Here is a 26548-nt window from a genome sequence, read left to right on the forward strand (position 1 = left end):
GGTCGAAAAACACCTTCAACCTCAACACCAAGCGCGCGCTCGTCGAGAAGGGCGGACGCATGGAGTGGGTTTCGGGCAGTATGGGGTCGAAAGCCACCATGCTCTACCCCTGCTCGATTCTGAAGGGCCCCGGAGCCTCTGCGAACCACATTTCGATTGCGTTCGCGGGCGAAGGCCAAGACATCGACACCGGTGCGAAGGTCTACCACAACGCGCCCCGGACGAAGTCCACCATCGAATCGAAGTCGATTTCGAAGGACGGTGGCCGCACGAACTACCGCGGGCTGGTCCACATCGCTGACGGCGCGGAACACTCCTCGACCTCCGTCGAGTGTGACGCGCTGATGTTCGACAACGAATCCACGTCCGACACCATGCCGTACATGGAAATCGAGGAATCGAAGGTCGACGTCGCTCACGAGGCGACGGTCGGGAAAATCGGCGACGAGGACGTCTTCTACCTCCAATCGCGTGGACTGGACGACGACGACGCCAAGCAGATGATCGTCTCCGGCTTCATCGAACCACTGACCGAGGAACTGCCCATCGAGTACGCCGTCGAGATGAACCGCCTCATCGAACTCGAAATGGAAGGCAGTCTCGGATAGTCCGACTCGACCGTTCGACGTCGAGTCGGCGTCTTTCCGACTTTTCGACTACCTGAAGCGGGTCTACAGCGACCCGTACCCTGACCATGCAGGGTATTTTTACGCCCTCGACCGTTCGAATGCGACAACCGTTTAGGGGAGAAAGAAGTGGACTCGAATATGTCAGACGATTCCGCCGCCGGCGACGACGGAAATATCGACCGCGGCGGGTCGGCCCTCGAAGTCGGCGAGGTCCTCGAACTCCTCAGCGAACGCTACCGACGACACGCCGTGGCGTGTCTCGACGGACAGCCCTGTCCGGTGCCCATCGAGCGACTCACCGACCAAGTGGCGGGCCGAGAGTTCCAACAGCCGCCGAACAACGTCTCGATGATAAAGCGAACTCAGATAGCGACCGCGCTCCACCACAGCCACCTGCCGAAGCTCGAGGCCGCCGGAATCGTCGTGTACGACACCGACAACGGGCAGGTCACGTCGGTCACGATAGAGGAGCCGCTCGAAAGTTTCCTCGACAAGATTCGGCGACACGAGGGCTGAGTCGCGGTATCAAGGCGTCCACAATCGTCGAGACGATTTTTTCGGGTCGCAGTTTCGAACCCGTTTGCGAAGCGTCACGCTCTCGATTCGTTCCGGAGCCGAGCGGTCCTGCGCAACCGATAAGTACATGAACGTTGTTGACAATTACCATGAGTTCGGGTGTCGGAGCGTCCGTCCCCGTGGGGGTACTCGTGGAGTCCGTCGGAATACCCGCACAGTCGGGAGGCGGACTCGTTCCGCGGGGGAGCAGGGTCGAAGTGTTCCAGCAGATATTCGAGGTGTTTCTGGTACTCGGAACGCTCGTCGGAGTGGTCGTCGTGGGCTACATGACGTACAACGCGTACAAGTACCGCGACCGAGACGACAGGGGTGACGCGGACGACGGCATCGACGCGCCGAGAGTCGGCGAACTCCCGACCGGGAGCGGCGGCGGGCGAAAGCTGTTCTACTCGTTCGGACTGAGCACGATACTCGTGGTGTCGCTCATCCTCTGGACCTACGGCACGCTGCTCTACGTCGAGCAGGACCCGCCCGGCGACGCCGAGGAGGACCTCGAAGTCGAAGTCGTGGGCTACCGATTCGGCTGGGACTTCGTCTACCCGAACGGCCACACCAGCGAGACCCTTCGAGTTCCGGAGGGTGAGACCGTCCACCTCGAAGTCACCTCCGACGACGTGTTCCACACGTTCGGAGTGCCGGAGTTGCGGGTGAAGACCGACGCCATTCCCGGCCAGCGCACCAGCACGTGGTTCGTCGCGAACGAGACGGGAAGCTACGAGGTGCGGTGTTTCGAACTCTGCGGCGCGGGCCACTCCTACATGACCGCCGACGTGGAGGTCGTCGAACCCAGGACGTTCGAATCGTGGTACGCCGACACCTCGAACGAGTCGGAGACCGCAAACGAGTCGAATAGCTCCGCGCGCCCGCCCGAGGAGGTGGTTGGATGAGCGCGGAAGCCGAGCAGTCCACCGACCACGGACACGGCCTTCCCCCGGCCTCCAGCGTGAAGCGGTGGCTGGTCACGACCAATCACAAGGACGTGGGCATCCTCTACACCGTGACCGCGCTGTTCTTCCTCGTGTTCGGGGGCGTGCTGGCGCTCCTGATGCGAATTCAGCTCTGGACGCCGGGGGAGGGGTTCCTCGCGGCGGTGTCGTACAATCAGGCCGTCTCGGCCCACGGTCTCATCATGATTTTCTGGTTCCTCTCGCCGTTCGCGTTCGGGTTCGCCAACTACGTGGTTCCGCTCCAAATCGGCGCGAGGGACCTCGCGTTCCCGCGACTCAACGCGCTGTCGTACTGGCTCTACCTCTTTTCGGGGATTCTGTTCGGCGTCTCGTTCTTCCAAGGCGGCACCTTCGCGGGCGGGTGGACGATGTACGCGCCGCTGAACATCCCGGTGTACACGCCGAACATCGGCGCGAGTACCGCGGTGCTCGCGCTGGTGCTGTTCGTCGCGTCGGTTACGGTGTCGTCGGTTAATTTCCTGACCTCGATGCACCGGATGCGCGCCGAAGGGATGACGCTCCGGCGGATGCCCTTGTTCTCGTGGACCATCCTGCTCACGGTGTGGATGATGCTGTTCGCGTTCGCCGCGCTGCTCGCCGCCCTGCTCATCCTCTCGTCGGACCGCCTGCTCGGGACTCAGTACTTCGCGGCGACCGACGCCGGCGGGTCGCTGCTCTGGGCGCACCTGTTCTGGTTCTTCGGCCACCCCGAGGTGTACATCGTCTTCTTCCCGGCGCTCGGCGTGATGGCCGAGACGTTCCAGACCTTCACCGGACGGCGAATCGTGGGGCGGAAGTGGTTCATCGCGGCGATGGTGCTGGTGGCGCTCCAGAGCTTCGTGGTGTGGATGCATCACATGTTCCTGACGAGCATCAATCTCCAGATAAAGACGCTGTTCATGGCGACCACCATCGGCATCTCGCTCCCGTTCGATTTGATGGTGTTCGCGCTCATCTACACCCTCATCAAGGGGCGAGTCCGGTTCACCACGCCGTTCCTCTTCTCGTTCGGCGCGCTGGTGCTGTTCATCATCGGCGGCATCACGGGCGTGTTTCTGGGCGCGGTCGTCCTCGACTACGAGTTCCGGGGCACCTACTGGGTGGTCGCGCACTTCCACTACGTGATGGTCGGCGGCGTCACGGCCCTCTTCGGCGGCCTCTACTACTGGTTCCCGAAGATGACCGGCAAGATGTACGACGAATTTCTGGGGAAGGTCCACTTCGCGCTCTACTTCGTCGGCTTCAATCTGCTCTACTTCCCGATGTTTCTCGCGTGGGAGACCCCGCGCCGGGACTTCGTCTACCCCGAGGCGTTCGTGTCGCTGCACCAGCTCTCGACGGTCGGCGGATTCATTCTCGGCGCGTCGTTTCTCGTGATGTTCTACAATCTGTCGAAGAGCCTCCTCGTGGGCGAGGAGGCGGGAGACAATCCGTGGGCCTACTCGGTCACGACCGAGTGGGCGCTCCCGTCGCCGCCACCGCTCGAAAACTTCCCCGGGCGACCCACGTTCGAGACCGGAATGCTGGAGTTCCGTCGCGGGCCGGGTGGGACCGAGAGATCCGGCGTGGAGGCCGCGGACGGCGGCGAACCCACCGCGGACGGAGGTGAACCGAGCACCGACGGCGGGGCCGCCTACGTCGCCGAAATCGAAGCCGAATCGGGCCACGACGAGGACCACGCGAGTCCGTGGCCGTTCGCCATCGGACTCGCGTCGTTCGTCGCGCTCCTCGGCTTCTCCGGGCTTCAGCAGGGCGGCTTCCCGACAGGTCTCAGCGGCGGCTTCTACGCCGGGCTAACGGGGGGCGGTCTCGTCCTGCTCGGGTGGACGCTCGTGCGACTGGCCCGCGAGCGATTCAACGGCCCGGTCGGACCGTTCGGCGAGAGTTGGCCGTTCGAGAACGTCGAAAACACCAAACTCGGCGTCTGGCTGTTTTTAGCCTCGGACGTGGTGCTGTTTGGCGCGTTCATCGGGTCGTACGTGTTCATCCGGGTCGCCCACGGTTGGACCGACTGGCACGACCTCATCCCTGAAGCCCACGTCGTGCTGCCGGGGCTGATAAACACCTACCTCCTGCTCACGAGCAGTTTCGCGGTCGTCCTCGCGCTGGTCGCCGCCGAGCGCGAGAGTCGGTGGGGACTGGTCGCGAGCCTCGGACTCACGTTCGCGCTCGGAGTCGCGTTCCTCGTCAACAAGGCCTTGGAGTGGCTCCACCTGTTCGACCTCCACGGCGGAGCGTTCGCGGGCGGGTGGCTCCCGAGCACGAACGTCGCGTCCTCGACGTTCTATCTCACGACCGGGCTTCACGGTCTGCACGTCATCGCGGGCCTGTTCATCTCGTTGTATCTCATCGCCCGCGCGTGGGGCGGCGCGTACCTCGACGACGAGCGCCCGGTCGAGTACTTCGGGCTGTACTGGCACTTCGTGGACATCGTGTGGCTGTTCCTGTTCCCGCTGTTCTACATCCTGTAACCATGAGCAAGCTCAAACTCTACACCGCGATTTACGTCGTGCTGTTCGTGCTGGCGACCGGCCAGACCCTCGTGGAGTTCGCGGGTCTCGACTACTGGGTCGGCCTCTGGGTGATACTCGGCCTGTCGTTCGTCAAGGCGCTGTTCGTGGCGGTGTACTACCAGCATCTCCGGTGGGAGCCGCGGTCCGTGTCGTTCGTGATGCTCGTGGGACTGCTGGCGGCGCTCGCGCTCACCATCGCGGCGTCGTACTCCATCCTCTAGCAATCGGAGCGACCTTTTGACCGCTAACTCCCGGCGAAGACCACAGGCGATAGCGATTCCATCGGTGAATCTGACTAGTCACATAATCGCTTGAAAGACGAGTATCAGACCGACCAGTACAAATTATCTACTTACCAACCAAGCCATTGTAGGCCTCGGTCTATGCAGTACCTTAGAAAGATTACTACGACACTCTGGGATCAAATTATTTTGGTGTAATAATAACTTCCGTACCGAGGGTGCCGTTTTTAGAGGATAAGTCATTTTCAAATCCATGTGGATTACTGAGTTCACGATCAGGGTCGTATACAAAAACGAATAATTTCTCACAGTCCGGGTGTTGTTTGTAATGCTCCTTGTCTTCTGATATTTCGTTCTTCAATTTCTTTTCTGTATGACCAGCATAAGCAATCTTCACTTCCAGTCCAATACTTTTCTTTTTGAGTAGGAAATCAATCCGAGAGGCACTACCAGCGTGGCTCGGAGCATTTTCTTCGTCTCGAATATCATCGAATTCTAGCCACAGTAATGAATGAAGAAGGTCTTGGACATCATGTTCGTCGTTTATTCTCAGAGTTTCACGGCTATTATGTCGATACTCCAGCTGTTGGGATACTAAGTAAAATCTATTAAATATGTTTTTCAGCTTATCGCCTATGGTAGCATCACCTGTATTTTCAGAATCATTTCTATCTGTGGCTTCGTTTTTTCCTAATTTTTCCCGTATATTATCGGGTAGATATGGCCGCGAAACTGAAAGTGACGCTTTAAACCAATCTTCGGGTCGTACAGTTAATTTACCGGGTCTCGGAAGAAGTATAAGACTGCCATTTCCTGTTCCTTCAATGCCCTCAAGTGCTACGCCACAAACTCTTCCCTGTTCCCCCCGTTGTATTAGCTCAGTGAGGGTGTCAAAATTGTGAGTATGATACGAAGGATAGCAGCTAGATGTATTTGCAATATTTATGTATTCGTGTAACCGATCTTCGTCAAAGACTGGTGTGCAGTCGTACTCGCGTAAATTGCCGATTTCAAGACTGACACCCACCTCTTTGAGCACGTCTCTATTATAAATATATGACCCTCCCTCATCTCTATAATTGGTGAAATAAATCGGTTCTGAGTTGAACGCAATTACAGCACCGTCTGATCTGAGAAACGGTTCAATGCTTTGTTTCGCATTATTTAATTGATCTGCAATGTCGGCGGCTTTATAATGAGAATAAGATGATTTGAATTCAAAGTCCAAGAATAGGAGATCACAATCGAAGGATATTGACGAACTGCTTTGCCATTTGGATAAACTCACGTCCCGATATGGAAGATTGATGTCACCCGCATACTCGCTAATTACTTTAACATTCATGTTCATTCCTATGCCCTATATATAGTGTTTAGCAGCATTTCAAATATAGGGTTTTAACTGAGGTAGGTTAGTTTATGCTTTATATTTGCATAACCCACTTACCAATTCGGCCGTGCCAGTTTCTCCCGTCATTCCGACTACAGAAACCGTACTACGGACTACTAAAACCGTATCACCGACTACTGAAGGTCGTTCCACGGTGCACCCTCGGAGTCAACTTTTTCGCTCCCGGCGCACACCGCCGGGTCGGTGTTCTCGTACGTGCCGATTCCGATGTCGGGGAGTTGGTCGGCCATCGCTCGACGGTTCGAACGCCCACGTGAAGGATTTTTCCGGCGGTGCGATTTTGCCGTCGTCGTCACCCCGGTGCCTGCATCAGCGACACCGCCATGTACGCGAACACGAAGAAGGCGTACAGTCCCACGAGCGCCGCGACCACCTTGAGGTGGTAAATGAACAGGTCATCGTCTTCGTCCTCGCGCGCATCGTCGTAGGCCGCGCGCTCGTCGCCGGTGCAGATTTCGGGGTGGGACTCGCCGAGGTGGAGCGCGCGCAGACGCTCGCTCCGGAACGGTCGCCCGCAGTGGGGACACCGCGCTGGCGTCTCGCCCTCCGGGATTCGTAGTTCGCGGTCGGAAAGCGCCATTCTCAGCCCCCCAGAACGAGGTTCACCGCGACCACGACGACGAACAGCGTGCCGAACACCCACGCGCTCAGGAGCGCGGCGTACGCGCTGTGAAGGCCCCGGAACCGAGCCGAGTGGTACGTCCCCCAGAGGAGGTACCCGAGCAGGAGGGCGACGAACACCCCGACCAAAATCGTCGCGTTCCCGGCGATTCCGGCCGCCAGCGTGCCCGCGAGCGCGCCGTCGCTGACGATTAGGACCGCGCCGCCTCCGGCCACGAACGCCGCGACGAGGAATGCCGCGGTCCACATCGCCGGCGATTGGGTGAGTCGAACCGTTCGGTCTCGACCGGCGAGGTCGCCGACCTCGCCGGTCGAGGCGTCGTTGTGCCGCCAGTTCGGACCGCGAGCGACGACCGTCCAGACCGCGAGCAGGAGGAGTCCGGTGACGAGCGCGCTGGCGAGGTATGCGGATTCGGCCATGTGAGCCACTCCGTGAAGGTATTGTTAGACAGTAACAATCATAAATGTTCGTTTGAGAAACGCGGTCTGGAGCAGTCTACGAGACTCGGTACCATCCTTCAGTCAGTTTTAATACATACCCGGCAGAAGGATGGGATACATCAGTCGCCCGGAACGGCCGGGCGCGAGGTGAACCCCATGAAGATGCCACTCGATTGGACCGGCGTTGTCGGCGTTTCTCCCGACACTGCTAGGTCCGGAGTTTCGGCCAATTGCGCCGAGCGGGTGGACTTCGTGGGGGCGATTTATCGCCTCAATCGGACCGCCCCGACCGCGTAAGGCGTTGACCGAAACGCCGGGTCGGCTCGCTTCCTCTCGAATCCAACTCGGAAGCGAGTCGCACGCGTCGGTCGGGGAGTCCCCCTTCTCCGGCGCACCGACCCGGTAGCTCGGCCCGTCTCGCGAGTCGGAATCAAACGACCAGACACATCTGCGCTCCCGACAGCGCCGCGTCTCGCGGCCTCGGGCTCAGACCCGCCGGGAGTACCACACCACCCATGACCGAAGCCACAATCGACGCGACCGCCGACCTCGAACTCCAGGTGCCTCGCGGGCGCGACGGCACGCTTCAGGACGGCATCGTCACCGTCCTCGGCAGAGCCGCCGCGGTTGACCAAACGGAAGTCGTCGCCATCTCGGGCGTCACGCCGACGCTGAACGACCTCCGGGTCGAGGCCTCGGTGCGCCTGCACGTCCACCGCGACGAATCGACCGACGACGCCGGAACCGCCGTCCGCGATGCGGTCGCCGACCAGTTCGGCGTCCGCGCCGTCACCCAGGTCGAGACCGACCGCTCGGCGTGACCGACCGCACCGACTCGAACCGACTGCACGCACCGCGCACGACCGACCGCGCTGTTCGGTTGGCTCGCGAACCGTACGCCCGCCCGAACCACGATGCGATATACGCTCTCCGCGTCGTCCCCCGAGTGGACGACACCGACCCGCCGAACCGCCTATCGAACCACCCGCCGAGCAGGCCGACGGCTTGCGAGGAGCGCCGCGCTCGCGAGCGCGGCGCTCCTCGCGGCCACCGCGGGCGCGACTGCGCTCGCGCTCGCGGCGGCCGCCACCGTCGCGTTCCTGCCCGCTCACCCCGCCGTCCTGCTCGCACTCGCAGCGGTCGGCACCGTCGCGCTCTACACGCTCCCGCTCGTCGCCCTGCGGGGTGTGGCGCGGGCGCTCGAAGCGACGACCGAAACCGAGTAAGCGACTCCCTACTGGCGCTCAAGCCCACCGTACACCCGTCTAAGGCTCACCATAACAATGAGAATGGAGTGTAGACGATACGGTGACGCATGGATTTACTCAAAGGCATCACCGAGGGACTACAGGGTCGCGGCGACCGCGATTCGGCGGGCGACCGCGATGGGAAACCGTCGAGTCGGGAGTCGAGTTCGAAGACCGAATCGGACACGAAATCCAAATCGAGTTCGACAGCCAAATCGACCGCGACCGAGTCGAACCGACGGGAACGAGCGCGCGACGACGAACACGTCTGCGATTTCTGTGGCACCGACTTCGACGCGAACCTCGGAGCGTGTCCCGACTGCGGCGCGGAGATAATCGTCCGTGGACGGCGCTGAAATCGTCCGCAGACGGCGCTGAGTCCGAACGCGCGGGTGCACTTCTCGCCGACCGCGACGGTTACGAGTGAGCCGCGAGGTAGACCACCGCGAGTTCGTGAAGTGCGGGATGGGGCATCGCGTGCGGCCGAGCGTCCTGAACGACCGCGAGCGCGTCGCGGAACGGCGTCTCTTCTTCGGCGGCGATTGCAGTCGCCGCGAGCGTAGTGCTGCGCGAAATCCCGGCTTTGCAGTGAATCAGCACCGACCCGTCCCGGCGGTACAGACGCCGGGCGGTATCGACCGCCGCCTCGAACGCGGACCACGCGTTCCCGCGGCCGTCGGTCAGCGGGCGGTGGTGCGTGGTGAGCGGGTGTTCCTGGCTCGTAGCCGACAGGACGTACTCGAAGGAGTAGTCGCCCTCCTCGGGGTGAGCCGCGAGTTCGTTGCCGAGGAAGAGATTCCGGTCGCCGAGACGGCGAACGATAGGCTCGTCTTCGACGTACCCCTTCGGACGGACGAACAGTTCCGAGTCGGGGTCTCGGTCCGAGTCGTTCCGGTCGCGCCGACGCATGTCGAGCGTTCGAGTCTCGAAGCTGATACGTCTTTCCGAATATCGCCGATAGTCCGGCCGAAATCGGCCATTACGGGCGGCGACACGGCCGACAAACTGCGAAACGTAAGTACACTTTTAGGGAGCGGTGCGGCGTGGCACGGTCAATGACGCGTCGGTACACGCGCCGACAGTTTCTGGGAGCCAGTTCGGTGGTCGGACTCGCGGGCGCGAGCGGATGTTCCCTGCTCGACGCCAGTCCGAGTCGGTCCGGCACGGACGGCACCCGGAAGCCAACGCGGCGCGAGACGAGCGAGGCGGAGACGACCGCCAGCGAAGAGATACTCCAGTCGAGCGCCGACCCGATAGACGTTCGGGGCGCGCTGTACGTCCCCTCGCGGGCGTGGAACACCTACCAGATGTGGGCCGACTACGACGAGTCGGTCGTCGAGCGCGATTTGGGCTACGCCGAGCGGGTGAATCTCAACGCGGTCAGGACGTGGGTGAGCTACGAGCGGTGGGAGGAGGACCCCGACACGCTCGAACGCGACATCGACCACTTTCTGCAGGCCGCCGACGACCGGGGGATTCGGGCGGTCCTCGGCCTGTTCGAGAGCGTCGGCAAGGAACCGACCGAGGAGAATCTGACGAACACCGACCCCCTGACCGCACCGCCCTGCCAGTCACCGTCGAGTACCATCATCAAGAACTCGGAACTCTGGGACGAACCCCGCGAGTACGTCCGGTGGTTCATGGACCGCTGGCGCGACGACGACAGACTGCTCGCCGTCGAGTCGATGAACGAACCCGGATGGCTCCCCGACACGAAATCGTTCGCGGGAGATATGTTCGAGACGATGGCCGAGGAGCGGGGGTCGGTCCCGCTGACCGTGGGTTCGACCAGCCTCGCGAACAACGCCGAGTACGTCGATTTGGGCTGTGACATCTTCCAGTTCCACTACAATTTTCCGAACGACACGGACATCTACCGCGACCTGTTCGCCGACGCGAAGCAGCTCGGCGACGACCTCGACGTGCCCGTCTGGCTGACCGAGTGGCAGCGCGTGGCGAATTACGGGTGGGGCGGCTCGGACACCGTCGAGCAGTGGCAACCCGACTACGCCTCGCTCGCGCCGACCATCCACGAACACGGCGTCGGGAACTTCTTCTGGTCGCTGATGGTCAAGCCCGCGTACGTCCGGTACATGCGCAAGCGCGGCATCATCAACGGCCTGTTCCACGAGGACGGCACGGTGTGGAACGCCGAGGACGCCAAGGCCATCAAGGCGATGTCCGGCGACCCCGAAATCGCGGTCGAACAGCGCCGCGAGTGGCCCCAGTGGGCCGAACCGGTCAGAGAACACGCCCACGGAAAATGAGTCGCAAGCGCGCGGGAACTCGGTACCGACCGCGCGAAACTCAGTAGAGTTCGCCACCCACCGGGACTTCGTCGTCCGGGCCGACGAGGACGGGATTCCCGTCCTCGTCGGGAACACCGACCGTCAGCGCCTCGGATTTGAATCCAGCAATCCGAACCGACCCGAGATTCGTCGCGCAGAGGACCTGCCGACCCACGAGGTCGTCGGGGTCGTAGTTGTAGCCGGTCTGGGCGACCGACTGGACCTCCTCGTCGCCCAAGTCGATACGGAGTTTCGCCATCTCGGGCTTGTTGGTCTCGGGGAACGATTCGGCGTCGAGCACCTCGCCGACGCGGAAGGTCGTCTCGAACGGACTCTCGACCATGACGGCGCTACGAACTCGCGGGTCTTAAAAGTCGAGCGACTCGGACGCTCCGATTCGAATCAGACAGCGCTCGGCCGACCAAATTGGGTGGAATGAAAGGGGCCGCCCGGTCGCGCGTGCCTTGGTCGTCTGACCGGCCCCTATCCGCGCCGGTGCGATGCAGTGCGGTAGGCGCGGATATGTCGGTCAGCGACCGTTTCGTGAGTGAAACGAACGAAACCTCGAAAGTCGCAGCCGAGGAGCGAAGCGACGAGGACCGTCTTTCGGTGGCGACCGGGCGGGGGCTTTCTGGCTGTTCAAAATTCTCGATTATCTGCTGTTCAGAACCCCCCAAACCACTCACACCGACTCGTTCTCGACGCCCCGCACCGAAATCTCGTTGCCCGACAGGTCGTTGTCCGAGACCGAGATGCTCCCCTCGCCCGTGGCTTGGATGCCCACGAGGTTGTCCTCGACGGTGTTGCCGGAGGCCGACGAGTCGGTCGCGTTCTGGAACCGGATGCCGTACGCGTTGGCCGAACTCGTCACCTCGACGACCGACGCCGACCCGTTCTCGACGACGACGCCCTCGTGCCAGTCGTGGACGTGGACGTTCCGAACTGTGACGTTCGTCGCGCCGACGACCGAGACCGCGCGAGTGTGGCTCTCGCCGCGGCCGCCGATTGCGTAGCCGTCGCCGTCGAAGGTCACGTCGTCGGCCCGGATTTCGATGCATGCCTCGGAGATGGCGGTGTTTCCGGCGTTCTCGATGTCGGCGGTCAGGACGTACGTCCCGGACTCGGTGATGGTTCGACACGAGTCGAGCGCGGTCGCTGACTGCCCAACCTGGACGGAATCGGTCGAAGTCGGTGCAGTTGCGGACGATGCAGTCGCGACCGCACCGACGGCGGCGACGAGCGCGAGCGTCAGGAGACCGGCGGCGACGGTGCGTCCGCCGTCGCGCGTGAGCGTGTCGCGAGGAATCATACCCCGACCGAACCACCGACAGGTAGTTATAGCCCGGTGGCGGTTCGACCGAGAACGGTCGCGAGCGAAAGGATAGGCCGGGGCTACCGCCGCGTAAGAAGTCGTAACGGCGCGCTCGAACGGCGTTCGAGCGCGGGTCCGACCGGGGTGTCGTCGGCTATCGCCGCACTGTCGGCGGCCTCCCACGCGCTCGGTGGCATCCGCCCGCATCGCATCGCGCCGTGTCGCTCGGGGGAGACGACTCAGCGACCGTCAGTTCGGCAGTCCTCGCAGACGGCCACCTCGGCGGCGATAGTCGCGTCACGGGGCGCGACTTCGACGACCGTAATCGGGACCCAGTCCCGACAGTACGCACAGCGTTCGATGGCCGCAATCTCCGTATCCATACACGCTCCCTCAAACCCATACTATTCAAAGCTTGCCCTGATTGTCAGGTACCGAATAAAAAACCTTGTGGCCGTTTTTCCCGCGGATTCGAGTCGGCGAATCGGAACGCAAACCGTTTGTCCGTCGCTCTCCTACCGCGATTCAGTGACCGACACCGAGAACGACGCTCCCGATTCGGACGCGAACGACGGCCCGGACCCGTCCCCGACCGGCGCGGTGGACGTGGAAGCGTTCCACGACGCGGTCGAATCGTTCGGCAGACCCGTCGTGACCGCCGAGGAGGTCGCGCGGGCGCTCGACCGCTCGCAGGCCGAGACCGCCGAAGCCCTCGACGGACTCGCGGACGGCGAGGGCGTCGAGAAGCTCGACGTGTCGGCCGACCCGGTGGTGTGGTATCCGACCGACTGGGCCGCGCTGGCCGACCGCGAGCGCGTCGTGGTGTTCCCGAAGCGCCGCGAACTGGTGGTGGACCAGCCGACCCAGTTCACCCGAGCGCAGCTCTCGCAGTTCGCCCACCTCGTGGACACCACTCGCTCGGGCGGCTACCTGTACGAGATTCGCCAAGAGGACGTGTGGGCCGCGCCTCACGACGATTTGGAGGGCCTGCTCGGCACCGTTCGCGACGTGCTTCCCGAGCGGTCGCCCCACCTCGAAGACTGGATAGAGAGCCAGTACAAGCGCGCCCGCCAGTTCGTCCTGAAGACCCACGACGACGGCTACGTCGTCCTCGAAGCCGCGAGCGAGGATTTGATGGGCAACGTCGCCCGCCAGAAGTTGGACGGCGGACAGCTTCGCGCCCCGATTTCTGACACCGAAAGCTGGGTGGCCGAGGAGTCAGTCGCCGAAGTCAAGCGCATCCTCTACGAGGCCGGATACCCCGTGCAGGACGACCGCGACCTCGAAACCGGCGAGGACCTCGACGTGAGCCTGAATCTCGACCTCCGGCCGTATCAGGCCGACTGGGTCGCGGAGTTCGCCGAGAAGCAGTCGGGCGTCCTCGTCGGTCCGCCCGGAAGCGGGAAGACGGTCGCCGGGATGGGCGTGCTGGAGGCGGTCGGCGGCGAGACCCTGATTCTGGTGCCGAGTCGCGAACTCGCGACCCAGTGGCACGAGGAACTGCTCACCCACACCACGCTCACCCCCGAGCAAATCGGCGAGTACCACGGTGGCACGAAGGAAATTCGCCCCGTCACGATTGCGACGTACCAGACCGCCGGAATGGACCGCCACCGGCAGTTGTTCGACAGTCGCGAATGGGGACTCATCATCTACGACGAGTGCCAACACATCCCGTCGAACGTGTTCCGGCGCTCCGCGGACCTCCAGAGCAAGCACCGACTCGGCCTCAGCGCCACGCCCGTCCGCGAAGACGACCGCGAGGAGGACATCTTCACCCTCATCGGGCCGCCCATCGGCACCGACTGGGACGCGCTGTTCGACGCCGGATACGTCCAAGAGCCAGAGGTCCAAATCCGATACGTCGCGTGGGACGACGACACCTACCGAAACGAGTACGGCACCGCCCACGGCCACGAACGCAGGCAGGTCGCCGCGAGCAACCCCGCGAAAATCGACGAGATTCGCCACCTGCTCGCCGAACACCCCCAGTCGAAGGCCCTGATTTTCGTGGAGTACCTCGACCAGGGCGACCGAATCGCAGCGGAACTCGGCGTGCCGTTCATCTCCGGCGAGATGCGTCACGTCGAGCGCGAGCGACTGCTCCGAGAGTTCAAGGCGAACGAACGCGACACCCTCGTCGTCTCGCGGGTCGGCGACGAGGGCATCGACTTGCCCGACGCCGAATTAGCCATCGTGGCGTCGGGTCTCGGCGGGTCCCGACGGCAGGGCGCACAGCGCGCCGGGCGGACGATGCGCCCGACCGGAAACGCCCGGATGTACGTGCTGGCGACCCGCGGCACGACCGAGGAGGACTTCGCGCGCCAGCGAATGCGCCACCTCTCGGCGAAGGGCGTTCGCGTGACCGAGCGCGACGCCGAGGCCGTCAAGCAGGAGTAAGCCGGGATTTCGGGCGCACCGAGTTCGCAAATCGCCGAATAACAATTCTACGAGGTGTGGAACGACGGGTATGCGCCCCGCGATTGGGAAGTCCCGAACGCTCCTCGCGATAGCTCTCACTGTAGTAGTCGTCGCGTCCGCACTCGCAGGTGCGTCTGCGCCCGCGCCAAGCGCGGGCGCAGACGCGGGCGAGGAGAGCGGGAGGATTGTCACAAACGAGGTGAGCGACGGCGAACACGCCGCCTCGGCGGTCGAGCAGAGCGAACCCACCCGAATCGACTCCTGTACCGAACTCTCCGAACCCGGCCGATACATCCTCACCGACGATATCGAAGCCGACGACGCGAGCCAGTGTCTCCGTATCCGAGCGAGCGACGTGGTAATCGACGGCGGCGGCCACACCGTGAACGGGACCGGCGCGTTCGGCACCGCGGGCGTGTCGGTCGGGACGTGGCAGACGGGCGTCTCGAACGTCACCGTGCGAAATCTGACGGTCTCAGGGTGGGACGACGGCGTTCTGATTCGGAACGCGACCAGAGGAACCGTCGCGAACGTGACCGCGACCGAGAGCCGAATCGGCGTGCTGGCGATGAACACCTCCCGAACGCGATTCGCCGGCGTTCGGGCGGTCAGCAACGCGGTCCACGGCGTCTCGCTCGCCGACGCCAGCCGCGGAAATCGGCTCGAAAACGTCACCGCCGCCGGAAACGCGCTGTTCGGCGTCCGTCTCGGGGCCGACGCGTCCGGGAACGGGGTTCGGAACGCGACCGCGCGCGGAAACGAGTACGGCGTGGTCCTCGCGGGCGCGAGCGGGAACCGACTCGTCGGCGGCGAAGCCACCGAGAATCGAATCGCGGGCGTCTGGCTCTCGCTCGCCACCGATAACCTCGTCGCCGACCTTCGAGCGTCGAATCGGTTCTACGGCGTCTTTCTGGCGGACGAGTCGGCGAACAACACCGTTCGAAACGTCTCGGCGGTCGGCAACGCGGTCGGATTTCGACTCCGGTCGGCCCACGAGAATCGCCTGCTCGACGGCGTCGCGACCGACGGCCGGGACGGACTGCTGCTGATTTCGAGCGACGGGAACCGAGTGGTCGGAAACCGCGTGACCGACAACGGTCGGGGCGTCTCGCTGTTCGACTCGGACGACAACGCGTTTCGCGGCAACGAAATCCGGGAGAACCGTCGGGACGTGACTGTGCGACGCGGGAGCGAGAACAACACGATTTCGGGTGCGACGGACCGCGAAAACGTCCCGCGTTCGGGAGACGCGCTCGAAGAATGAGCGGAGGTGTGACGGCCGAGGAGACCGGCGGCGAATCCCGACCGATTCGGGAACGGATTCGAGAGTCGATACTGCTCGACGGCGACCGACTCGCCGTGACCGGCCTCGCGCTGTTGGTCGCGTTCGTTCTCCGAACCGCGACCGTGACCCAGCGCACCGCCGCCACGCTTCCCTTCACGACGCCCGAGCAGTGACTCGTCCGAAATCGAGGAGCAGCGCGACGGACCCGCCTTCGAATCCGTCGCACGACCAAATTCCGGAGACAACGCGAAGCGACGGCGCGCGCCGTCGCTTCGCGGCCATCGCCGCAGCGTTGGCAACCCAAACGGCCGAAATCCGCGTCGAATAATAAGAGCTATTATTCGATGGATGCTTGATTAATACATGACGGTCGTCAGTATCTCGATGCCAGACGAACTACTTGACCGGGTGGACGAGTTCGCCGACGAACACGGCTACACCGGGCGGAGCGAAGTGTTTCGCGAGGCAGCCCGAAACCTCCTCGGCGAGTTCGAGGACAAGAAACTCGAAGACCGCGACCTGATGGGCGTGGTCACGGTGCTGTTCAGCTACGAGGACACCACCGTTGAGGAGCGGATGATGCATCTGCGTCACGAGTACGAGGGACTGGTCGCCTCGAACGTCCATAATCACGTCGGCGACCACTACTGCATGGAACTGTTCATCCTCGAAGGAAGTCTGGCGGACATCTCGACGTTCGTGGGGAAGATTCGGGCCACCCAAGACACCCTCACGGTGGACTACTCGGTGATTCCGGTGGACGGCGCGGGGCCGTTCGCGCGGGTGGAGTGAGACGGGTCGCCGGTCGGTTCGGACCGGCCGAATCAGTCGTCGGTCGCGTCGGATTTTCTGCCGTCCGCATCGGCCGCCTCGCCCTCGCCGCCGTCGGTAATCGCGGTCTCGCGCTTGCGCTCGAACCACGCCCACTCCTTCGAGAGCAGGCCGTCGTCTTCGAGGTCCCACGGGTCGCCGGACCCGACTTCGGGACCTTCGAGCCACGAGACCACGATGTTCCAGACGAAGATGAGTTGGCCGACGCCCATGAGTAACGCGCCGAGCGTAGCTACCTGGTGCATATCGGTGAACTGCGGGAGATAGGTCGCGTAGCGTCGGGGCATGCCGCCGTAGCCCAGAAACAGCAGGGCGAAGAAGGTCACGTTCGACCCGACCATCGTGAGCCAGAAGTGGATCTTGCCGAGGGTGCGCTGGTACATTCGGCCGGTGTAGAGCGGGAACCAGTAGTAGATGCCCGCGAACCCGGCGACCGCAATCGCGCCCATCACGATGAAGTGGAAGTGCCCGACCACGTAGTACGTGTCGTGGACGACCAGATTCACGGGGACTGACGCGAGGAAGACGCCGGTGACGCCGCCGATGATGAAGTTCTGGACGAATCCAATGCAGAACAGCATCGGCGTCGTGAGTCTGATGTGCCCGTTCCACATGGTGGTAATCCAGTTGAACGTCTTGACCGCGCTCGGCACCGCGATAGCGAGCGAGACGGCCATGAACGACGCTCGAATCCGCGGGTCCATTCCGACCGCGAACATGTGGTGTGCCCACACGCCGAAACTCAGGATGCCAATTGCCAGCGTAGAATAGACGACGAACTTGAACCCGAACAGCTTCCGGCCAGCGAATCTCGGGAGGATGAGACTCACCAGTCCCATCGGCGGCAGAACGAGGATGTAGACCTCCGGGTGGCCGAAGAACCAGAACAGGTGCTGCCACAGCAGGGGACTGCCGCCCTCGACCGCGAAGAACGCGGTGCCGAAGTTGCGGTCGAGCAGGAGCATCACGAGCGCACTCCCGAGCAGGGGAAACGCGAACAGAATCAGCCCCGACTGGGTTATCATCGTCCACGAGAAGATGTCGAGTTCCTCCCACCCAACGTCCTCGCCGCGCTCGGTGAACACGGTCGCGATGAAGTTTATCGCCCCCATCGTCGCCGAGACGCCGGTCAGGTGGAGTCCGAGGAGCATCAGGTCCACGCCGGGGTTCACCTGCTCGGCCGACAGCGGCGTGTACATCGTCCAGCTCGTCTGCGAGGGTTCGATGCCCACGCCGAGCGGCGCGAAGAAGAAGCCCGCCCAGATGAGAAGCGCTCCGGGCGGCAACAGCCAGAACGCGATGGCGTTGATGCGCGGGAACGCCATGTCGTTCGCGCCGATGAGCAATGGGATGAAGTAGTTCCCGAACGCCGCGATGATGGGCGTCCCGAACAGGAACAGCATCGTGATTCCGTGGGTCGTCAACAGCGAATTGTAGAAGTTCGCGCCGATGAGCGTGGATTCGGGCGTGGCGAGTTCGACCCGCATCAGGAGGACCGCGATGCCACCGAACGCGAAGGCGATGAGTCCGTAGAGACCGTACAGCATCCCGATGTCCTTGTGGTCCACCGTGGTGAGCCACCGAGCGAGACCGCCGGGTTTCTCCTCGTGGACGACATCCTCGGTCTCCCCGAATCCGCCCCCGCCCGCGGTAGACGTGTACGACCGCCAGTTCTCGGCGCGCGCGAGGAACGCCGCGACGCCGAGTAGGAGCACTCCCATGACGACCGTCAGCGCGAGCAGTTCGGCTTCGACCATGTGGGGACGAACGGCCGAGAGCTACGTGGGTTCTCGGTTGGCGTGCGCCGAAATCCGTCGCGCGACGGTCAACTTCGAAATCGCCCCGACGCCGTCGGGGCGATTTCGAGAGAGACCGCGCGACAGGTCTCTCCTTCGACGCGTCTGAGGTCGAAGCGTCGTCAGCCACCGGACATAACTCGGCGTGCGCCGAACGAGCGGTATGCGAGTCCTGTCGTTCGCCCTCGACTACGATTCGGGGGCCGACCCGGTGGCCGACGCGTTCGGAGCGAATCCGAACGCGTCGGCGCGCTCGCTGGCGTGCGCGGTCACGCCCGACCACTGCTGGCGCGTGGACCGAATCGTCGGCCCGGATGGGAGTCTCGACCGGGTGCAGGCCGCGGTCGAAGACCACGGCCACGCCGCCGACTGCCTCGGGGCAAGCGACTGCGAGACGGACCACCGGACCGCGGTCCTCCACCGCGACCCGACCAGCCGAATCCTGTTCACGTCGTGGGCGAAGACCGACCGATGCAGTTCGGTGCCGCACCTCGCGCTTTCGCACCTCGGGCCGGGCGTTCTGTTCGCGACCGAACGCCGCGGGCGTCGGTACGAGTGGCGCGTCCTGATGCCGAGCGGCGCGAACCTCGGGCCGCTGTACGACGCGCTCCGGGACGCCTGCGGCGAAGGCGTCGGTCTCGACCTCCGGCAGGTCACCGACGAATCGGCGTGGCTGTCGGCGTACACCGGTCGGCCCGCGCTTCCTTACGCCCACTACGAGACGCTCCGCGAAGCCGTCGAGCGCGGCTATTACGAGACCCCGCGCGAGATTACGGTCGAGGAACTGGCCGACGAACTCGACGTTCCGCGCTCGACGCTCTCGTACCGACTCCGACGCGCGGAGGCCGAACTGGCGACCGAGTTCGTCCGGCGCGAACGGTAGGAGAGTCTGGGAGAGTCGAGAAAACGACGTGCGATTCAGAGGCCCCGAGTGCCGCGAGCAGTGCGCCTTTAGGCGCGCACATCCAATTCGCGGGTATGAACATGCTCGTAAACGGAGAGTGGCGGGTCGGCGCGTACGAGAGCACGAACGACGAGGGGGAGTTCGACAGGCAGGAGACCACCTTCCGGAATCGAATCGAGGACGACCCGGACGCCGAGTTCCCGGCCGAGTCGGGTCGCTACCACCTCTACGTCTCGTACGCCTGCCCGTGGGCGCACCGGACCCTGCTCGTCCGGAGTCTCAAGGGACTCGAAGACGCGATTTCCGTCTCAGTCGTGGACCCGTTTCGCGAGGACGACGGCTGGGAGTTCAGCCCCGAGAAGGAGGGGTGTACCGAGGGCCACCTCCACGGCTACGAGTACCTCCGGGACGTGTACACCGAGGCCGATTCGGAGTTCACCGGGCGCGTGACGGTGCCCGTGCTGTGGGACAAAGAGCGCGAGACCATCGTGAACAACGAGTCGCGCGAAATCATGCGGATGTTGGATACGGAGTTTGACTCCGTGGCGAACTCCGATGTTACCCTCTATCCCGAGGGCGACCGCGACGAGGTAGACGAACTCATCGACAACATCTACGACCCCATCAACAACGGGGTCTACCGGGCGGGGTTCGCTGGCGGACAGGAGGCGTATGAGCGAGCTATCGACGACCTGTTCTCCGCGCTCGACCGCTACGACGACCTGCTCGAAGACCGGCGGTACCTCGCCGGGCCGGTCCTCACGGAGGCCGATGTGGCGATGTTCACGACGCTCGTGCGATTCGACGCGGTCTACTACACCCACTTCAAGTGCAACGTCCGCCGGATTTCGGACTACGAGAACCTCGGGCCGTACCTTCGCGACCTCTATCAGACGCCGAAGGTGGCGGAAACTGTGAACATGAGCCACATCAAGGAACACTACTACCGGAGCCACGCTGACCTGAATCCCAAGCGCATCGTCCCGGTCGGCCCCGAACTCGACTTCGAGGCGAGTCACGACCGGGACGAACTGCCGGGCGGCCCGCCCGAGGACGTGGAAGCCCCGGCGCGCTGATTCGCGAGTGTTTCGTAGCGAACGGCGACACAGGCCACCGACGGCGGGAATGAAAGGGGCCGTCCGGTCGCGGCCGAAGGCCGTGGTCGCTTGCGCAGGCAACTATTCGCGCCGCGCGGTGTGGAAGGCGCGAATATCCTGCGCAACGACCGCGACCACCGGAAGACAAACCGCGTCTTCCGAGGTCACGCTCGCTCCGCTTGCGTGACCGGGCGGGGGCTTTCTGGCTGTTAATAGCCCGTCGTGTTCTGCGGTTCGTTCCACTTCCACGGTCGCGTCGCCTGTTCGATTGCAATCCAGATTACCTGACGCCACCTCCACCACCCGAATCTATTTTTCCGACGCCGAACAACTCCCAGTCATGGTAATGAAAGAGTCCGAGGCCGAACTGGAGCGCGGCGACCCGGTGCCGAACTTCGAACTGCGGGGCACCGACGGCGAGACTCACACCCTCGCGGACTTCGCCGACTACGACGCCCTCTTGCTCGTGTTTACGTGCAATCACTGCCCGTACGCGCAGGCGAAGTTCGACCTGCTGAACGACATCGCCGCGGAGTACGACGACGCCTCAGTCGTCGGCATCAACCCCAACGACGCCGAGGAGTACCCCGACGACTCCTTCGAGAAGATGGTCGAGTACGTCGAGGACGGGACGATTCGGTACGACGCCTACCTCCGCGACGAGACCCAAGAGGCCGCCGAGGCCTACGGCGCGGTCTGTACGCCTGACCCGTTCCTGCTTCGCAACGAGGGCGACACCTTCACGCTGGCGTACCACGGCCGCCTCGACGACGCGATGAACCCCGACGACGAGGCGACCGAGTTCTACATCCGCGAGGCCATCGACTCGGTGCTGGCGGGCGAGGACGTGGACTTGGAGTTCATGCCCTCGCGCGGGTGTTCCATCAAGTGGAAGTGATCGAGGTGGAAGCGAGCGCGGCCGCCTTCATCGAAGCGTTCGGACACGACCCCGGATGAACAGAAGACTTTTTTCGGAACGGGACACACCGACACCTATGGCAGAGCCCTCCCCGTTCGACCCGGAGTCGAGCAAGTACAACATCTCCACGGTCGAACTCGACGACGACAGCTACGAGGTCAAACAGTCGGCGATTCGGAACAAGTACGCCGTCCGCGACAGCAACGGCGACGTGGTCCTGCGCGGGAAACAGAAGCTCTTCAAGATGAAAGAGGAGTTCCCGTTCGTCACCGGCGACGACCGAGAGGCGTTCACGGTGAAAGCTGGCGGTATCTTGGACGTGGCGGGGAACTACACCATCACGGACGCGGGCACCGGCGAGGAAATCGTCGTCCTCGACGAGGACTTCTCGCTGTTCGTCGAGAACTGGACGATTCGAGACCCCGACACGGGAGACGCCCTGGCGACTATTCACTCGAAGGGCAAAGTCCTCTCTGCGCTCCGACATCTCGTGAGTATCGCGAACATCTTCCCGAACAAGTACGAGATACTCGACGCGGACGGCAACCACGTCGGCGACATCGACGGACAGTTCTCGCTTCGAGACACCTACACCGTCAGCATCGACGACGCGAGCAACGTCCCGAAGGAAGCGGTGGTCGCCGCCGCGTGCATCCTCGACGCCCTCGAAAATCAGTAAGCCGAAGGCCGCTCCCGGAGATCGGTCATTCGGTCGCCGTTTACGCCTTCGTTTTCGATATCGTAAACGCTAGCTCGACCCGGAAAGTGAAACCTCCCCGGAATAGGCGGTCAGCGAGTCGGCGTACCCCATCAGCGTGGTTCCGAGGATGCTCATCAGCAGGACGTAGCCCACCGCGAACGCCGGAATCGTCGTTCCCAAGGCTCCCGTGCCGACGCTGGTGGCGAGCGCCGCGATGACCAGCGAGAACTCCCCGCGCGGGACGAGACCCACGCCGACCCGGAGCGAGCGCCGACGATTCAGACCGTAGAGAAATCCCCCGGCGGTCCCGCTGGCGAGTTTGGTCAGCGTGGTCGCCACGACTGCGACCGCGAGCAGGGCCGCGACCCCTGCGATGACCGTCACGTCGGTCGTGAGACCGATGGAGAAGAAGAAGACGGCGGCGAACAGGTCCCGCGCGGGAGCGACCACGGTCTCGATGCGGTGGGTGTGGCCGGTCGTACTGAATGCGGTGCCGACGAAGAACGCCGCGACCGCCTCGCTCACGCCGAGCGCGAGCGCCCCGCCCGCGACCAGCGTCGTGACGCCGAGGACCCGGAGCAAGAACAGTTCGTCCGAATCGACCGTGAAGGCGCGCTCGACGTACTCGGTGCCGTACCACGCGAGCAGGGTGAGACCGCCGAGGAACGCGAACGCGATGCCGACCGAGATTGCGGCCTCGTCGAGTCCGCCGCCGCCGAGCGCGACGGCCGAGAGGACCGCGAGATACACCGCGATGAGGATGTCTTCGAAAACGAGCGTGCCGAGAATCGCCTCGCTCTCGGGGTTGGCAATCCACCCGCGGTCGATGAGCGACTTGGTGATGACCGCGCTGGAGGAGATGTAGACGATGCCCGCGACGAACAGCGTCTCGATGAGCGTGAACCCGAACGCGAACCCGATTGCGATGCCGACGCCGAAGTTCAGCACGAAGTCCACGGTGCCGATGCCGACGAGCTTGTTCCAGCCCTCCACGAGGCGCTCGATGTTGAACTCCAGTCCGAGGAAGAACAGGAGGAAGACGACGCCGAGTTCCGCCAGCACGTCGATGAACTCGTGGTTCTCGACCAGCGTGAGCGGAATCGGCCCGAGCGCGGTAGGGACGTTCGGTCCGACGAGGATGCCCGCGACGATGTACATCGGGATGACCGACTGATTCACGCGGACCGCGAGCGCACCGCCGATTGCGAGCGCTGTGAGCGCGATGCCGACTTCGATGAGGATTTCTCCGGCCATCTACGCGGCGAGTAGGTCGTCCAGGGCCTGTTGTTCGTCGCGGGTCCCGAGGGTGACGAGGATGTCGCCCGCCCGGAGTTCGAACTCCGAGCCGGGATTGGCGACCGTCTCGTCGTCGCGCTGAACCGCGATGACAGAGGTACCCGTCCGCTGGCGGATTTCGGCGTCCCGGAGGCTCTCGCCTTCGAGCGACGAGCCAGCGGGAAGGTCGGTCCACTCGATGATGGACTCGCCGAGCGGCACGTCCACGCTGTCCAAATCGACTGGCTGGAAGTACGCGCCCTCCAGAATCGTGCCGAACTCGCGGGCCTGCTTGTCGTTGAGTTCGAACAGTTTCGTGCCGTCGGCGTCCTCGGAGGGTCGCCGGAACACCTCGCGCTTGCCGTCGTGGTGGATGAGCACGACGAGGCGGTCCTCGCCGTCGAGTTCGTACTCGAACTTCCGGCCGACGCCCGGCACGTCGGTTTCGTAGACTGTCATGGATGTGAAGAGGGCGAATAGGGTCTTAAACGTGGGGTGAGGCGAATCGGGGGCTGGAAGAATGAGGCTGCGATTGGTATCTCCGGTTCGCAGCAGCGAGAAACCACACCGGGGTTACTCTCCACGGTCGCCGTACGTTCCCTCACCCCAATCATACTCGGACGGTTCGTCGTTCCGTTCGAGGTAGTCTTCCAGCACCTCCTGCACCGTCCGGCCGAGGTCGTCTAACGAACCGTCAATCATCGAAACCGTGCTCGAATCGAGCGATTCGGTCGAATCTCGCTCCCGCCAGTCGTCCGGAATCGTCGGGGCGTCGAAGCGAAGCCTATCTTCGGTCGGGTCCCAGTAGAAGTCGAACGCCTGGAACAGGCCGAGGTCGCTGACGATTCGGACCTGCTCTTCGTCGAGATTCGTGTACTCGGCCCACTCGTTGAACCCCTCTTTCCACGCACCCTCCTCTAGCAGGTCTTCGATATCCTCGCGGTAGAAATCCTCCGACCCGAGCGTCTCTTCTTGCCACTCGAACTCGCGCGGCATCCCTCGGTTCGAGAGGTCTGGTGATTCCGGTACCGCTACATCGAGCGTCATACCAATAGTGCCACTGGGAACACAATAAAGCCTCAGACCAGTCCTCGACGAGGGAGATACTCTCTCAAAAGAACATCCCGTTTCTGAATAACGAATCTGTATTGCTGACTCCTGATAATGAGAAGCGAAAGCGGACGCAGAACGAGAATAGAAAGCAGACGCAAAACGAGAAACAAAAGCAGACGCAAAACTGTGGAGCCAGCTAGCTACTCCCGGTACCTATGAGGACCGCACCGCAACCGCGACGGCCACACACCTCCCCAACCGACTGCGGTCCTCGGTTAGTCGCTCCCTTCGGTCGCTCCTTCCTGCGGTCCTCATCCCTCGCGCGACTTGGGCGCGGCATAAAGCCGCGCCAGCACGCGCCGGGTGGACTGATTCGCCGTAGCTTTCCCCGAAAGTCCAGCCGAGACGTGGCTCTTGGATTTCGGGACAACGCTTTCCCCGAGGGCCGCCGAAGCCGAATCCGACGTGCCAGCACTCGAAGACTCGCTCGAAATCGGCGGTCTGATGGTTCCGAACCGGCTCTACCGCGCGCCGCTCCTCGAATGCGCGGGCAACGGCCCGGACGCGGTCGAAACCCTGATTCGGGAACTCGAACCCGCCGCGGCGGCCGGGGCCGGACTCGTCTGTCAGGGCGCGACCATCGTTCGCGAGGAGGGCGGATGCGCCGCGCCGGGGATGACGAGCGTGGCCGACCCCGAGTTCGTCGCCCGACTGTCTCGACTCACCGACGCGATTCACGACCACGGCGCGAAAATTTTCGTCCAACTCGAACACGGCGGTCTCCGGAGCATGGAGACGTGGCACGCCGAGTACCGCGAGGAGCATCCCGATTTGGGCCAGCTCGCGGTGTCCCGACCGCCGGGACTCCTGCGCGCGCTCGACCGACTCGGATTCCTGAGCTACGACGCCTGCGTCCTCTCGACCGACGAGGTGTACGACCTCGCCGCCGACTTCGGCCGCTCGGCGAAGTACGCCGCCGACGCGGGCTACGACGGCGTCCACATCGCCGGAGCGAACATGGGCATCGTCCAGCAGTTCCTCTCGCCGTTCTACAACCGCCGGGACGACGAGTTCGGCGACGGGGTGCGATTTCTCGAACTCGTCCACGACGAGATTCGAGCGCGAGCGGGCGACGTGCCCCTAATGGCGAAGGTGCCCGCCGAGACCGAAGCGCCGCCGTTCGTTCGGCAGAGACTCGGGACCGAGGACGCCGTGGAAATCTGCGCTCGCCTCGACGAAATCGGGTACGACGCAGTTGTGCCCGTGACGGCGTCGGTCTTCTGGGACATGAGCATCGTCCGCGGGGAGTTTCCGGAGGCCGCGTGGCGCGACGACCGCTTTCGCGCGGGCTACGCCGCGGCGTTCGGAAGCAGGTGGCGGGCCGGACTCGTCGCAGCGCTCAATCGACTCGAGGCGTTCGAGTACGGCTTCGAACCGGCGTGGAACCGCGACCTCGCGCGTCGAGTCCGCGAGCGCGTGTCGATTCCGGTGCTGCTCGAAGGCGGGGTTCGGACCCGCGAGCAAATCGACGGACTGCTCGGAAGCGATTGCGACGCGGTCGGCATGGGGCGGCCGTTCTACGCCGAACCTCGGCTTCCGGCCCGGATTCTCGGCGCGGACGACGCCGAAGTTGTTTGCGAGAACTGCAACAACTGCACCGTACCGCAGGTCACGGGCGCGCGCGGCGTCTGCCGGACGCCCGAAGTGCTGGCCGAGAAGGGCGAACTGGAGCGCGAGGGAGCGTACGAACGGGAGTAGCCAGCGTTACGTGCCGACCGGCCCAATCGCCGACATGGCCCGCGAAGTCACGCACGAAGCGACTGGCCCGGTGCGACTGGACGAGGACGACTTGGACGAGGAGTACGGCGACATCGCGGTCTGTCTGTGCGGCCTCTCCGAGGAGTACCCGTTCTGCGACGGCTCGCACCGAGCAACAGAGGACGAGGACGACGGGGCGGTCTACAAGTACGAGGACGACGATGCAAGCCGCGAACGCCGCGAAATCGAGGACATCGTCTTCGCCGACGAGTAGAATTTACG

At 63.5% G+C, this 26548-nt stretch carries 30 protein-coding genes; 19 read left to right on the top strand and 11 right to left on the bottom strand.

Translation table 11 applies throughout. The features are described 5' to 3' along the window. The 5 genes from EKH81_RS14740 to EKH81_RS14760 all read left to right on the top strand — a co-directional run. On the top strand, positions 1 to 608 hold a 608-nt coding region (locus tag EKH81_RS14740), incomplete at its 5' end, for a SufD family Fe-S cluster assembly protein (protein ID WP_202935160.1). Positions 609 to 767: 159 nt separating this feature from the next. Continuing rightward, positions 768 to 1145, top strand: coding sequence for a DUF7344 domain-containing protein (locus tag EKH81_RS14745; RefSeq protein WP_132058736.1), 378 nt, complete (start codon positions 768 to 770; stop codon positions 1143 to 1145). Between the two features lie 149 nt (positions 1146 to 1294). Further along, on the top strand, positions 1295 to 2092 hold the full coding sequence (gene coxB, locus EKH81_RS14750; protein WP_132058737.1) for a cytochrome c oxidase subunit II: 798 nt from the start codon (positions 1295 to 1297) through the stop codon (positions 2090 to 2092). Continuing rightward, entirely contained in the window at positions 2089 to 4623 is a 2535-nt protein-coding gene (locus EKH81_RS14755) for a cbb3-type cytochrome c oxidase subunit I (protein ID WP_132058738.1), read from the top strand. Before coxB ends, EKH81_RS14755 begins: the two co-directional genes overlap by 4 nt. Before the next feature lie 2 nt (positions 4624 to 4625). Then, positions 4626 to 4886 (top strand): cytochrome C oxidase subunit IV family protein, encoded by a 261-nt coding sequence (locus EKH81_RS14760; protein ID WP_132058739.1) that lies wholly within the window; start codon positions 4626 to 4628, stop codon positions 4884 to 4886. Positions 4887 to 5091: 205 nt separating this feature from the next. On the opposite strand, the gene EKH81_RS14765 is transcribed toward EKH81_RS14760, so the two are convergent. The 3 genes from EKH81_RS14765 to EKH81_RS14775 all read right to left on the bottom strand — a co-directional run bounded on the left by EKH81_RS14765 (position 5092) and on the right by EKH81_RS14775 (position 7359). Then, a complete protein-coding gene (locus tag EKH81_RS14765) occupies positions 5092 to 6135 on the bottom strand; it encodes a PD-(D/E)XK nuclease domain-containing protein (protein ID WP_238392205.1) in 1044 nt (347 codons plus the stop codon). 475 nt (positions 6136 to 6610) lie between these two features. Continuing rightward, positions 6611 to 6898 (bottom strand): DUF7410 domain-containing protein, encoded by a 288-nt coding sequence (locus EKH81_RS14770; RefSeq protein ID WP_132058740.1) that lies wholly within the window; start codon positions 6896 to 6898, stop codon positions 6611 to 6613. 2 nt (positions 6899 to 6900) lie between these two features. Next, complete coding sequence (locus EKH81_RS14775) at positions 6901 to 7359, bottom strand: hypothetical protein (RefSeq protein ID WP_132058741.1); 459 nt, start codon at positions 7357 to 7359, stop codon at positions 6901 to 6903. A gap of 536 nt (positions 7360 to 7895) precedes the next feature. On the opposite strand from EKH81_RS14775, the gene EKH81_RS14780 reads away from it, so the two are divergent. From EKH81_RS14780 to EKH81_RS14790, 3 genes are all read left to right on the top strand, one after another. Next, positions 7896 to 8201, top strand: a complete 306-nt coding sequence (locus EKH81_RS14780; RefSeq protein WP_132058742.1) for a hypothetical protein — start codon at positions 7896 to 7898, stop codon at positions 8199 to 8201. A gap of 93 nt (positions 8202 to 8294) precedes the next feature. Further along, the gene (locus tag EKH81_RS14785; protein ID WP_132058743.1) at positions 8295 to 8606 is read left to right on the top strand and encodes a hypothetical protein; all 312 of its coding nucleotides are present in this window, start codon (positions 8295 to 8297) and stop codon (positions 8604 to 8606) included. A gap of 89 nt (positions 8607 to 8695) precedes the next feature. Beyond that, the gene (locus EKH81_RS14790; protein ID WP_132058744.1) at positions 8696 to 8983 is read left to right on the top strand and encodes a hypothetical protein; all 288 of its coding nucleotides are present in this window, start codon (positions 8696 to 8698) and stop codon (positions 8981 to 8983) included. Positions 8984 to 9044: 61 nt separating this feature from the next. On the opposite strand, the gene EKH81_RS14795 is transcribed toward EKH81_RS14790, so the two are convergent. Beyond that, positions 9045 to 9536, bottom strand: coding sequence for a protein-tyrosine phosphatase family protein (locus EKH81_RS14795; RefSeq protein WP_132058745.1), 492 nt, complete (start codon positions 9534 to 9536; stop codon positions 9045 to 9047). Between the two features lie 146 nt (positions 9537 to 9682). On the opposite strand from EKH81_RS14795, the gene EKH81_RS14800 reads away from it, so the two are divergent. Further along, the gene (locus EKH81_RS14800; RefSeq protein WP_132058746.1) at positions 9683 to 10894 is read left to right on the top strand and encodes a twin-arginine translocation signal domain-containing protein; all 1212 of its coding nucleotides are present in this window, start codon (positions 9683 to 9685) and stop codon (positions 10892 to 10894) included. Positions 10895 to 10934: 40 nt separating this feature from the next. Here EKH81_RS14800 and EKH81_RS14805 read toward each other — a convergent pair whose 3' ends face one another. From EKH81_RS14805 to EKH81_RS14815, 3 genes are all read right to left on the bottom strand, one after another. Further along, complete coding sequence (locus EKH81_RS14805) at positions 10935 to 11258, bottom strand: tRNA-binding protein (RefSeq protein ID WP_132058747.1); 324 nt, start codon at positions 11256 to 11258, stop codon at positions 10935 to 10937. Positions 11259 to 11597: 339 nt separating this feature from the next. After that, positions 11598 to 12224, bottom strand: coding sequence for a right-handed parallel beta-helix repeat-containing protein (locus tag EKH81_RS14810; protein WP_132058748.1), 627 nt, complete (start codon positions 12222 to 12224; stop codon positions 11598 to 11600). 242 nt (positions 12225 to 12466) lie between these two features. Continuing rightward, positions 12467 to 12610, bottom strand: coding sequence for a hypothetical protein (locus EKH81_RS14815; protein ID WP_162224642.1), 144 nt, complete (start codon positions 12608 to 12610; stop codon positions 12467 to 12469). Between the two features lie 145 nt (positions 12611 to 12755). On the opposite strand from EKH81_RS14815, the gene EKH81_RS14820 reads away from it, so the two are divergent. From EKH81_RS14820 to EKH81_RS14835, 4 genes are all read left to right on the top strand, one after another. Next, positions 12756 to 14627 (top strand): DEAD/DEAH box helicase, encoded by a 1872-nt coding sequence (locus EKH81_RS14820; protein WP_449405110.1) that lies wholly within the window; start codon positions 12756 to 12758, stop codon positions 14625 to 14627. A gap of 70 nt (positions 14628 to 14697) precedes the next feature. Beyond that, on the top strand, positions 14698 to 15912 hold the full coding sequence (locus tag EKH81_RS14825) for a right-handed parallel beta-helix repeat-containing protein (RefSeq protein ID WP_132058750.1): 1215 nt from the start codon (positions 14698 to 14700) through the stop codon (positions 15910 to 15912). Beyond that, complete coding sequence (locus tag EKH81_RS14830) at positions 15909 to 16106, top strand: hypothetical protein (protein ID WP_132058751.1); 198 nt, start codon at positions 15909 to 15911, stop codon at positions 16104 to 16106. Before EKH81_RS14825 ends, EKH81_RS14830 begins: the two co-directional genes overlap by 4 nt. A gap of 190 nt (positions 16107 to 16296) precedes the next feature. Beyond that, complete coding sequence (locus tag EKH81_RS14835; protein WP_132058752.1) at positions 16297 to 16725, top strand: CopG family ribbon-helix-helix protein; 429 nt, start codon at positions 16297 to 16299, stop codon at positions 16723 to 16725. A gap of 32 nt (positions 16726 to 16757) precedes the next feature. Here EKH81_RS14835 and ctaD read toward each other — a convergent pair whose 3' ends face one another. Next, complete coding sequence (ctaD, locus tag EKH81_RS14840) at positions 16758 to 18485, bottom strand: cytochrome c oxidase subunit I (protein ID WP_132058886.1); 1728 nt, start codon at positions 18483 to 18485, stop codon at positions 16758 to 16760. A gap of 238 nt (positions 18486 to 18723) precedes the next feature. Here ctaD and EKH81_RS14845 point away from each other — a divergent pair, with 238 nt between their 5' ends. The 4 genes from EKH81_RS14845 to EKH81_RS14860 all read left to right on the top strand — a co-directional run bounded on the left by EKH81_RS14845 (position 18724) and on the right by EKH81_RS14860 (position 22159). Beyond that, complete coding sequence (locus EKH81_RS14845) at positions 18724 to 19443, top strand: helix-turn-helix domain-containing protein (RefSeq protein WP_132058753.1); 720 nt, start codon at positions 18724 to 18726, stop codon at positions 19441 to 19443. A gap of 95 nt (positions 19444 to 19538) precedes the next feature. Then, the gene (locus EKH81_RS14850; protein ID WP_132058754.1) at positions 19539 to 20540 is read left to right on the top strand and encodes a glutathione S-transferase family protein; all 1002 of its coding nucleotides are present in this window, start codon (positions 19539 to 19541) and stop codon (positions 20538 to 20540) included. Between the two features lie 361 nt (positions 20541 to 20901). Next, on the top strand, positions 20902 to 21459 hold the full coding sequence (locus EKH81_RS14855) for a thioredoxin family protein (protein ID WP_202935163.1): 558 nt from the start codon (positions 20902 to 20904) through the stop codon (positions 21457 to 21459). A gap of 97 nt (positions 21460 to 21556) precedes the next feature. Further along, positions 21557 to 22159, top strand: coding sequence for an LURP-one-related/scramblase family protein (locus EKH81_RS14860; RefSeq protein WP_132058755.1), 603 nt, complete (start codon positions 21557 to 21559; stop codon positions 22157 to 22159). A 69-nt stretch (positions 22160 to 22228) separates the two neighbouring features. Here the strand turns inward: EKH81_RS14860 and EKH81_RS14865 are convergent, their stop codons facing one another. From EKH81_RS14865 to EKH81_RS14875, 3 genes are all read right to left on the bottom strand, one after another. After that, the gene (locus EKH81_RS14865) at positions 22229 to 23434 is read right to left on the bottom strand and encodes a cation:proton antiporter (protein WP_132058756.1); all 1206 of its coding nucleotides are present in this window, start codon (positions 23432 to 23434) and stop codon (positions 22229 to 22231) included. Next, positions 23435 to 23914: a cation:proton antiporter regulatory subunit gene (locus tag EKH81_RS14870; protein WP_132058757.1), complete on the bottom strand. Its 480-nt coding sequence runs from the start codon at positions 23912 to 23914 to the stop codon at positions 23435 to 23437. 114 nt (positions 23915 to 24028) lie between these two features. After that, positions 24029 to 24451, bottom strand: coding sequence for a DUF7992 family protein (locus EKH81_RS14875; protein WP_132058888.1), 423 nt, complete (start codon positions 24449 to 24451; stop codon positions 24029 to 24031). Positions 24452 to 24973: 522 nt separating this feature from the next. Here EKH81_RS14875 and EKH81_RS14880 point away from each other — a divergent pair. Next, positions 24974 to 26266 carry an oxidoreductase gene (locus tag EKH81_RS14880; protein ID WP_132058758.1) on the top strand — a complete coding sequence of 431 codons (1293 nt, stop codon included), beginning with the start codon at positions 24974 to 24976 and terminating at the stop codon, positions 26264 to 26266. 34 nt (positions 26267 to 26300) lie between these two features. Beyond that, on the top strand, positions 26301 to 26540 hold the full coding sequence (locus EKH81_RS14885) for a CDGSH iron-sulfur domain-containing protein (RefSeq protein ID WP_132058889.1): 240 nt from the start codon (positions 26301 to 26303) through the stop codon (positions 26538 to 26540). Positions 26541 to 26548 lie beyond the last annotated feature (8 nt).

Source organism: Halorussus amylolyticus (assembly GCF_004143485.2).
Lineage (GTDB): Archaea > Halobacteriota > Halobacteria > Halobacteriales > Haladaptataceae > Halorussus > Halorussus amylolyticus.

Excerpts from the sequence above, each read along its gene's own strand:
- EKH81_RS14745 (WP_132058736.1), top strand. The coding sequence starts at position 768 with ATGTCAGACGATTCCGCCGCCGGCGACGACGGAAATATCGACCGCGGC.
- coxB (WP_132058737.1), top strand. The coding sequence starts at position 1,295 with ATGAGTTCGGGTGTCGGAGCGTCCGTCCCCGTGGGGGTACTCGTGGAG.
- EKH81_RS14755 (WP_132058738.1), top strand. The coding sequence starts at position 2,089 with ATGAGCGCGGAAGCCGAGCAGTCCACCGACCACGGACACGGCCTTCCC.
- EKH81_RS14760 (WP_132058739.1), top strand. The coding sequence starts at position 4,626 with ATGAGCAAGCTCAAACTCTACACCGCGATTTACGTCGTGCTGTTCGTG.
- EKH81_RS14770 (WP_132058740.1), bottom strand. The coding sequence starts at position 6,898 with ATGGCGCTTTCCGACCGCGAACTACGAATCCCGGAGGGCGAGACGCCA.
- EKH81_RS14775 (WP_132058741.1), bottom strand. The coding sequence starts at position 7,359 with ATGGCCGAATCCGCATACCTCGCCAGCGCGCTCGTCACCGGACTCCTC.
- EKH81_RS14780 (WP_132058742.1), top strand. The coding sequence starts at position 7,896 with ATGACCGAAGCCACAATCGACGCGACCGCCGACCTCGAACTCCAGGTG.
- EKH81_RS14785 (WP_132058743.1), top strand. The coding sequence starts at position 8,295 with ATGCGATATACGCTCTCCGCGTCGTCCCCCGAGTGGACGACACCGACC.
- EKH81_RS14790 (WP_132058744.1), top strand. The coding sequence starts at position 8,696 with ATGGATTTACTCAAAGGCATCACCGAGGGACTACAGGGTCGCGGCGAC.
- EKH81_RS14795 (WP_132058745.1), bottom strand. The coding sequence starts at position 9,536 with ATGCGTCGGCGCGACCGGAACGACTCGGACCGAGACCCCGACTCGGAA.
- EKH81_RS14800 (WP_132058746.1), top strand. The coding sequence starts at position 9,683 with ATGACGCGTCGGTACACGCGCCGACAGTTTCTGGGAGCCAGTTCGGTG.
- EKH81_RS14805 (WP_132058747.1), bottom strand. The coding sequence starts at position 11,258 with ATGGTCGAGAGTCCGTTCGAGACGACCTTCCGCGTCGGCGAGGTGCTC.
- EKH81_RS14810 (WP_132058748.1), bottom strand. The coding sequence starts at position 12,224 with ATGATTCCTCGCGACACGCTCACGCGCGACGGCGGACGCACCGTCGCC.
- EKH81_RS14815 (WP_162224642.1), bottom strand. The coding sequence starts at position 12,610 with ATGGATACGGAGATTGCGGCCATCGAACGCTGTGCGTACTGTCGGGAC.
- EKH81_RS14825 (WP_132058750.1), top strand. The coding sequence starts at position 14,698 with ATGCGCCCCGCGATTGGGAAGTCCCGAACGCTCCTCGCGATAGCTCTC.
- EKH81_RS14830 (WP_132058751.1), top strand. The coding sequence starts at position 15,909 with ATGAGCGGAGGTGTGACGGCCGAGGAGACCGGCGGCGAATCCCGACCG.
- EKH81_RS14835 (WP_132058752.1), top strand. The coding sequence starts at position 16,297 with ATGACGGTCGTCAGTATCTCGATGCCAGACGAACTACTTGACCGGGTG.
- ctaD (WP_132058886.1), bottom strand. The coding sequence starts at position 18,485 with ATGGGAGTGCTCCTACTCGGCGTCGCGGCGTTCCTCGCGCGCGCCGAG.
- EKH81_RS14845 (WP_132058753.1), top strand. The coding sequence starts at position 18,724 with ATGCGAGTCCTGTCGTTCGCCCTCGACTACGATTCGGGGGCCGACCCG.
- EKH81_RS14850 (WP_132058754.1), top strand. The coding sequence starts at position 19,539 with ATGAACATGCTCGTAAACGGAGAGTGGCGGGTCGGCGCGTACGAGAGC.
- EKH81_RS14855 (WP_202935163.1), top strand. The coding sequence starts at position 20,902 with ATGGTAATGAAAGAGTCCGAGGCCGAACTGGAGCGCGGCGACCCGGTG.
- EKH81_RS14860 (WP_132058755.1), top strand. The coding sequence starts at position 21,557 with ATGGCAGAGCCCTCCCCGTTCGACCCGGAGTCGAGCAAGTACAACATC.
- EKH81_RS14865 (WP_132058756.1), bottom strand. The coding sequence starts at position 23,434 with ATGGCCGGAGAAATCCTCATCGAAGTCGGCATCGCGCTCACAGCGCTC.
- EKH81_RS14870 (WP_132058757.1), bottom strand. The coding sequence starts at position 23,914 with ATGACAGTCTACGAAACCGACGTGCCGGGCGTCGGCCGGAAGTTCGAG.
- EKH81_RS14875 (WP_132058888.1), bottom strand. The coding sequence starts at position 24,451 with ATGCCGCGCGAGTTCGAGTGGCAAGAAGAGACGCTCGGGTCGGAGGAT.
- EKH81_RS14885 (WP_132058889.1), top strand. The coding sequence starts at position 26,301 with ATGGCCCGCGAAGTCACGCACGAAGCGACTGGCCCGGTGCGACTGGAC.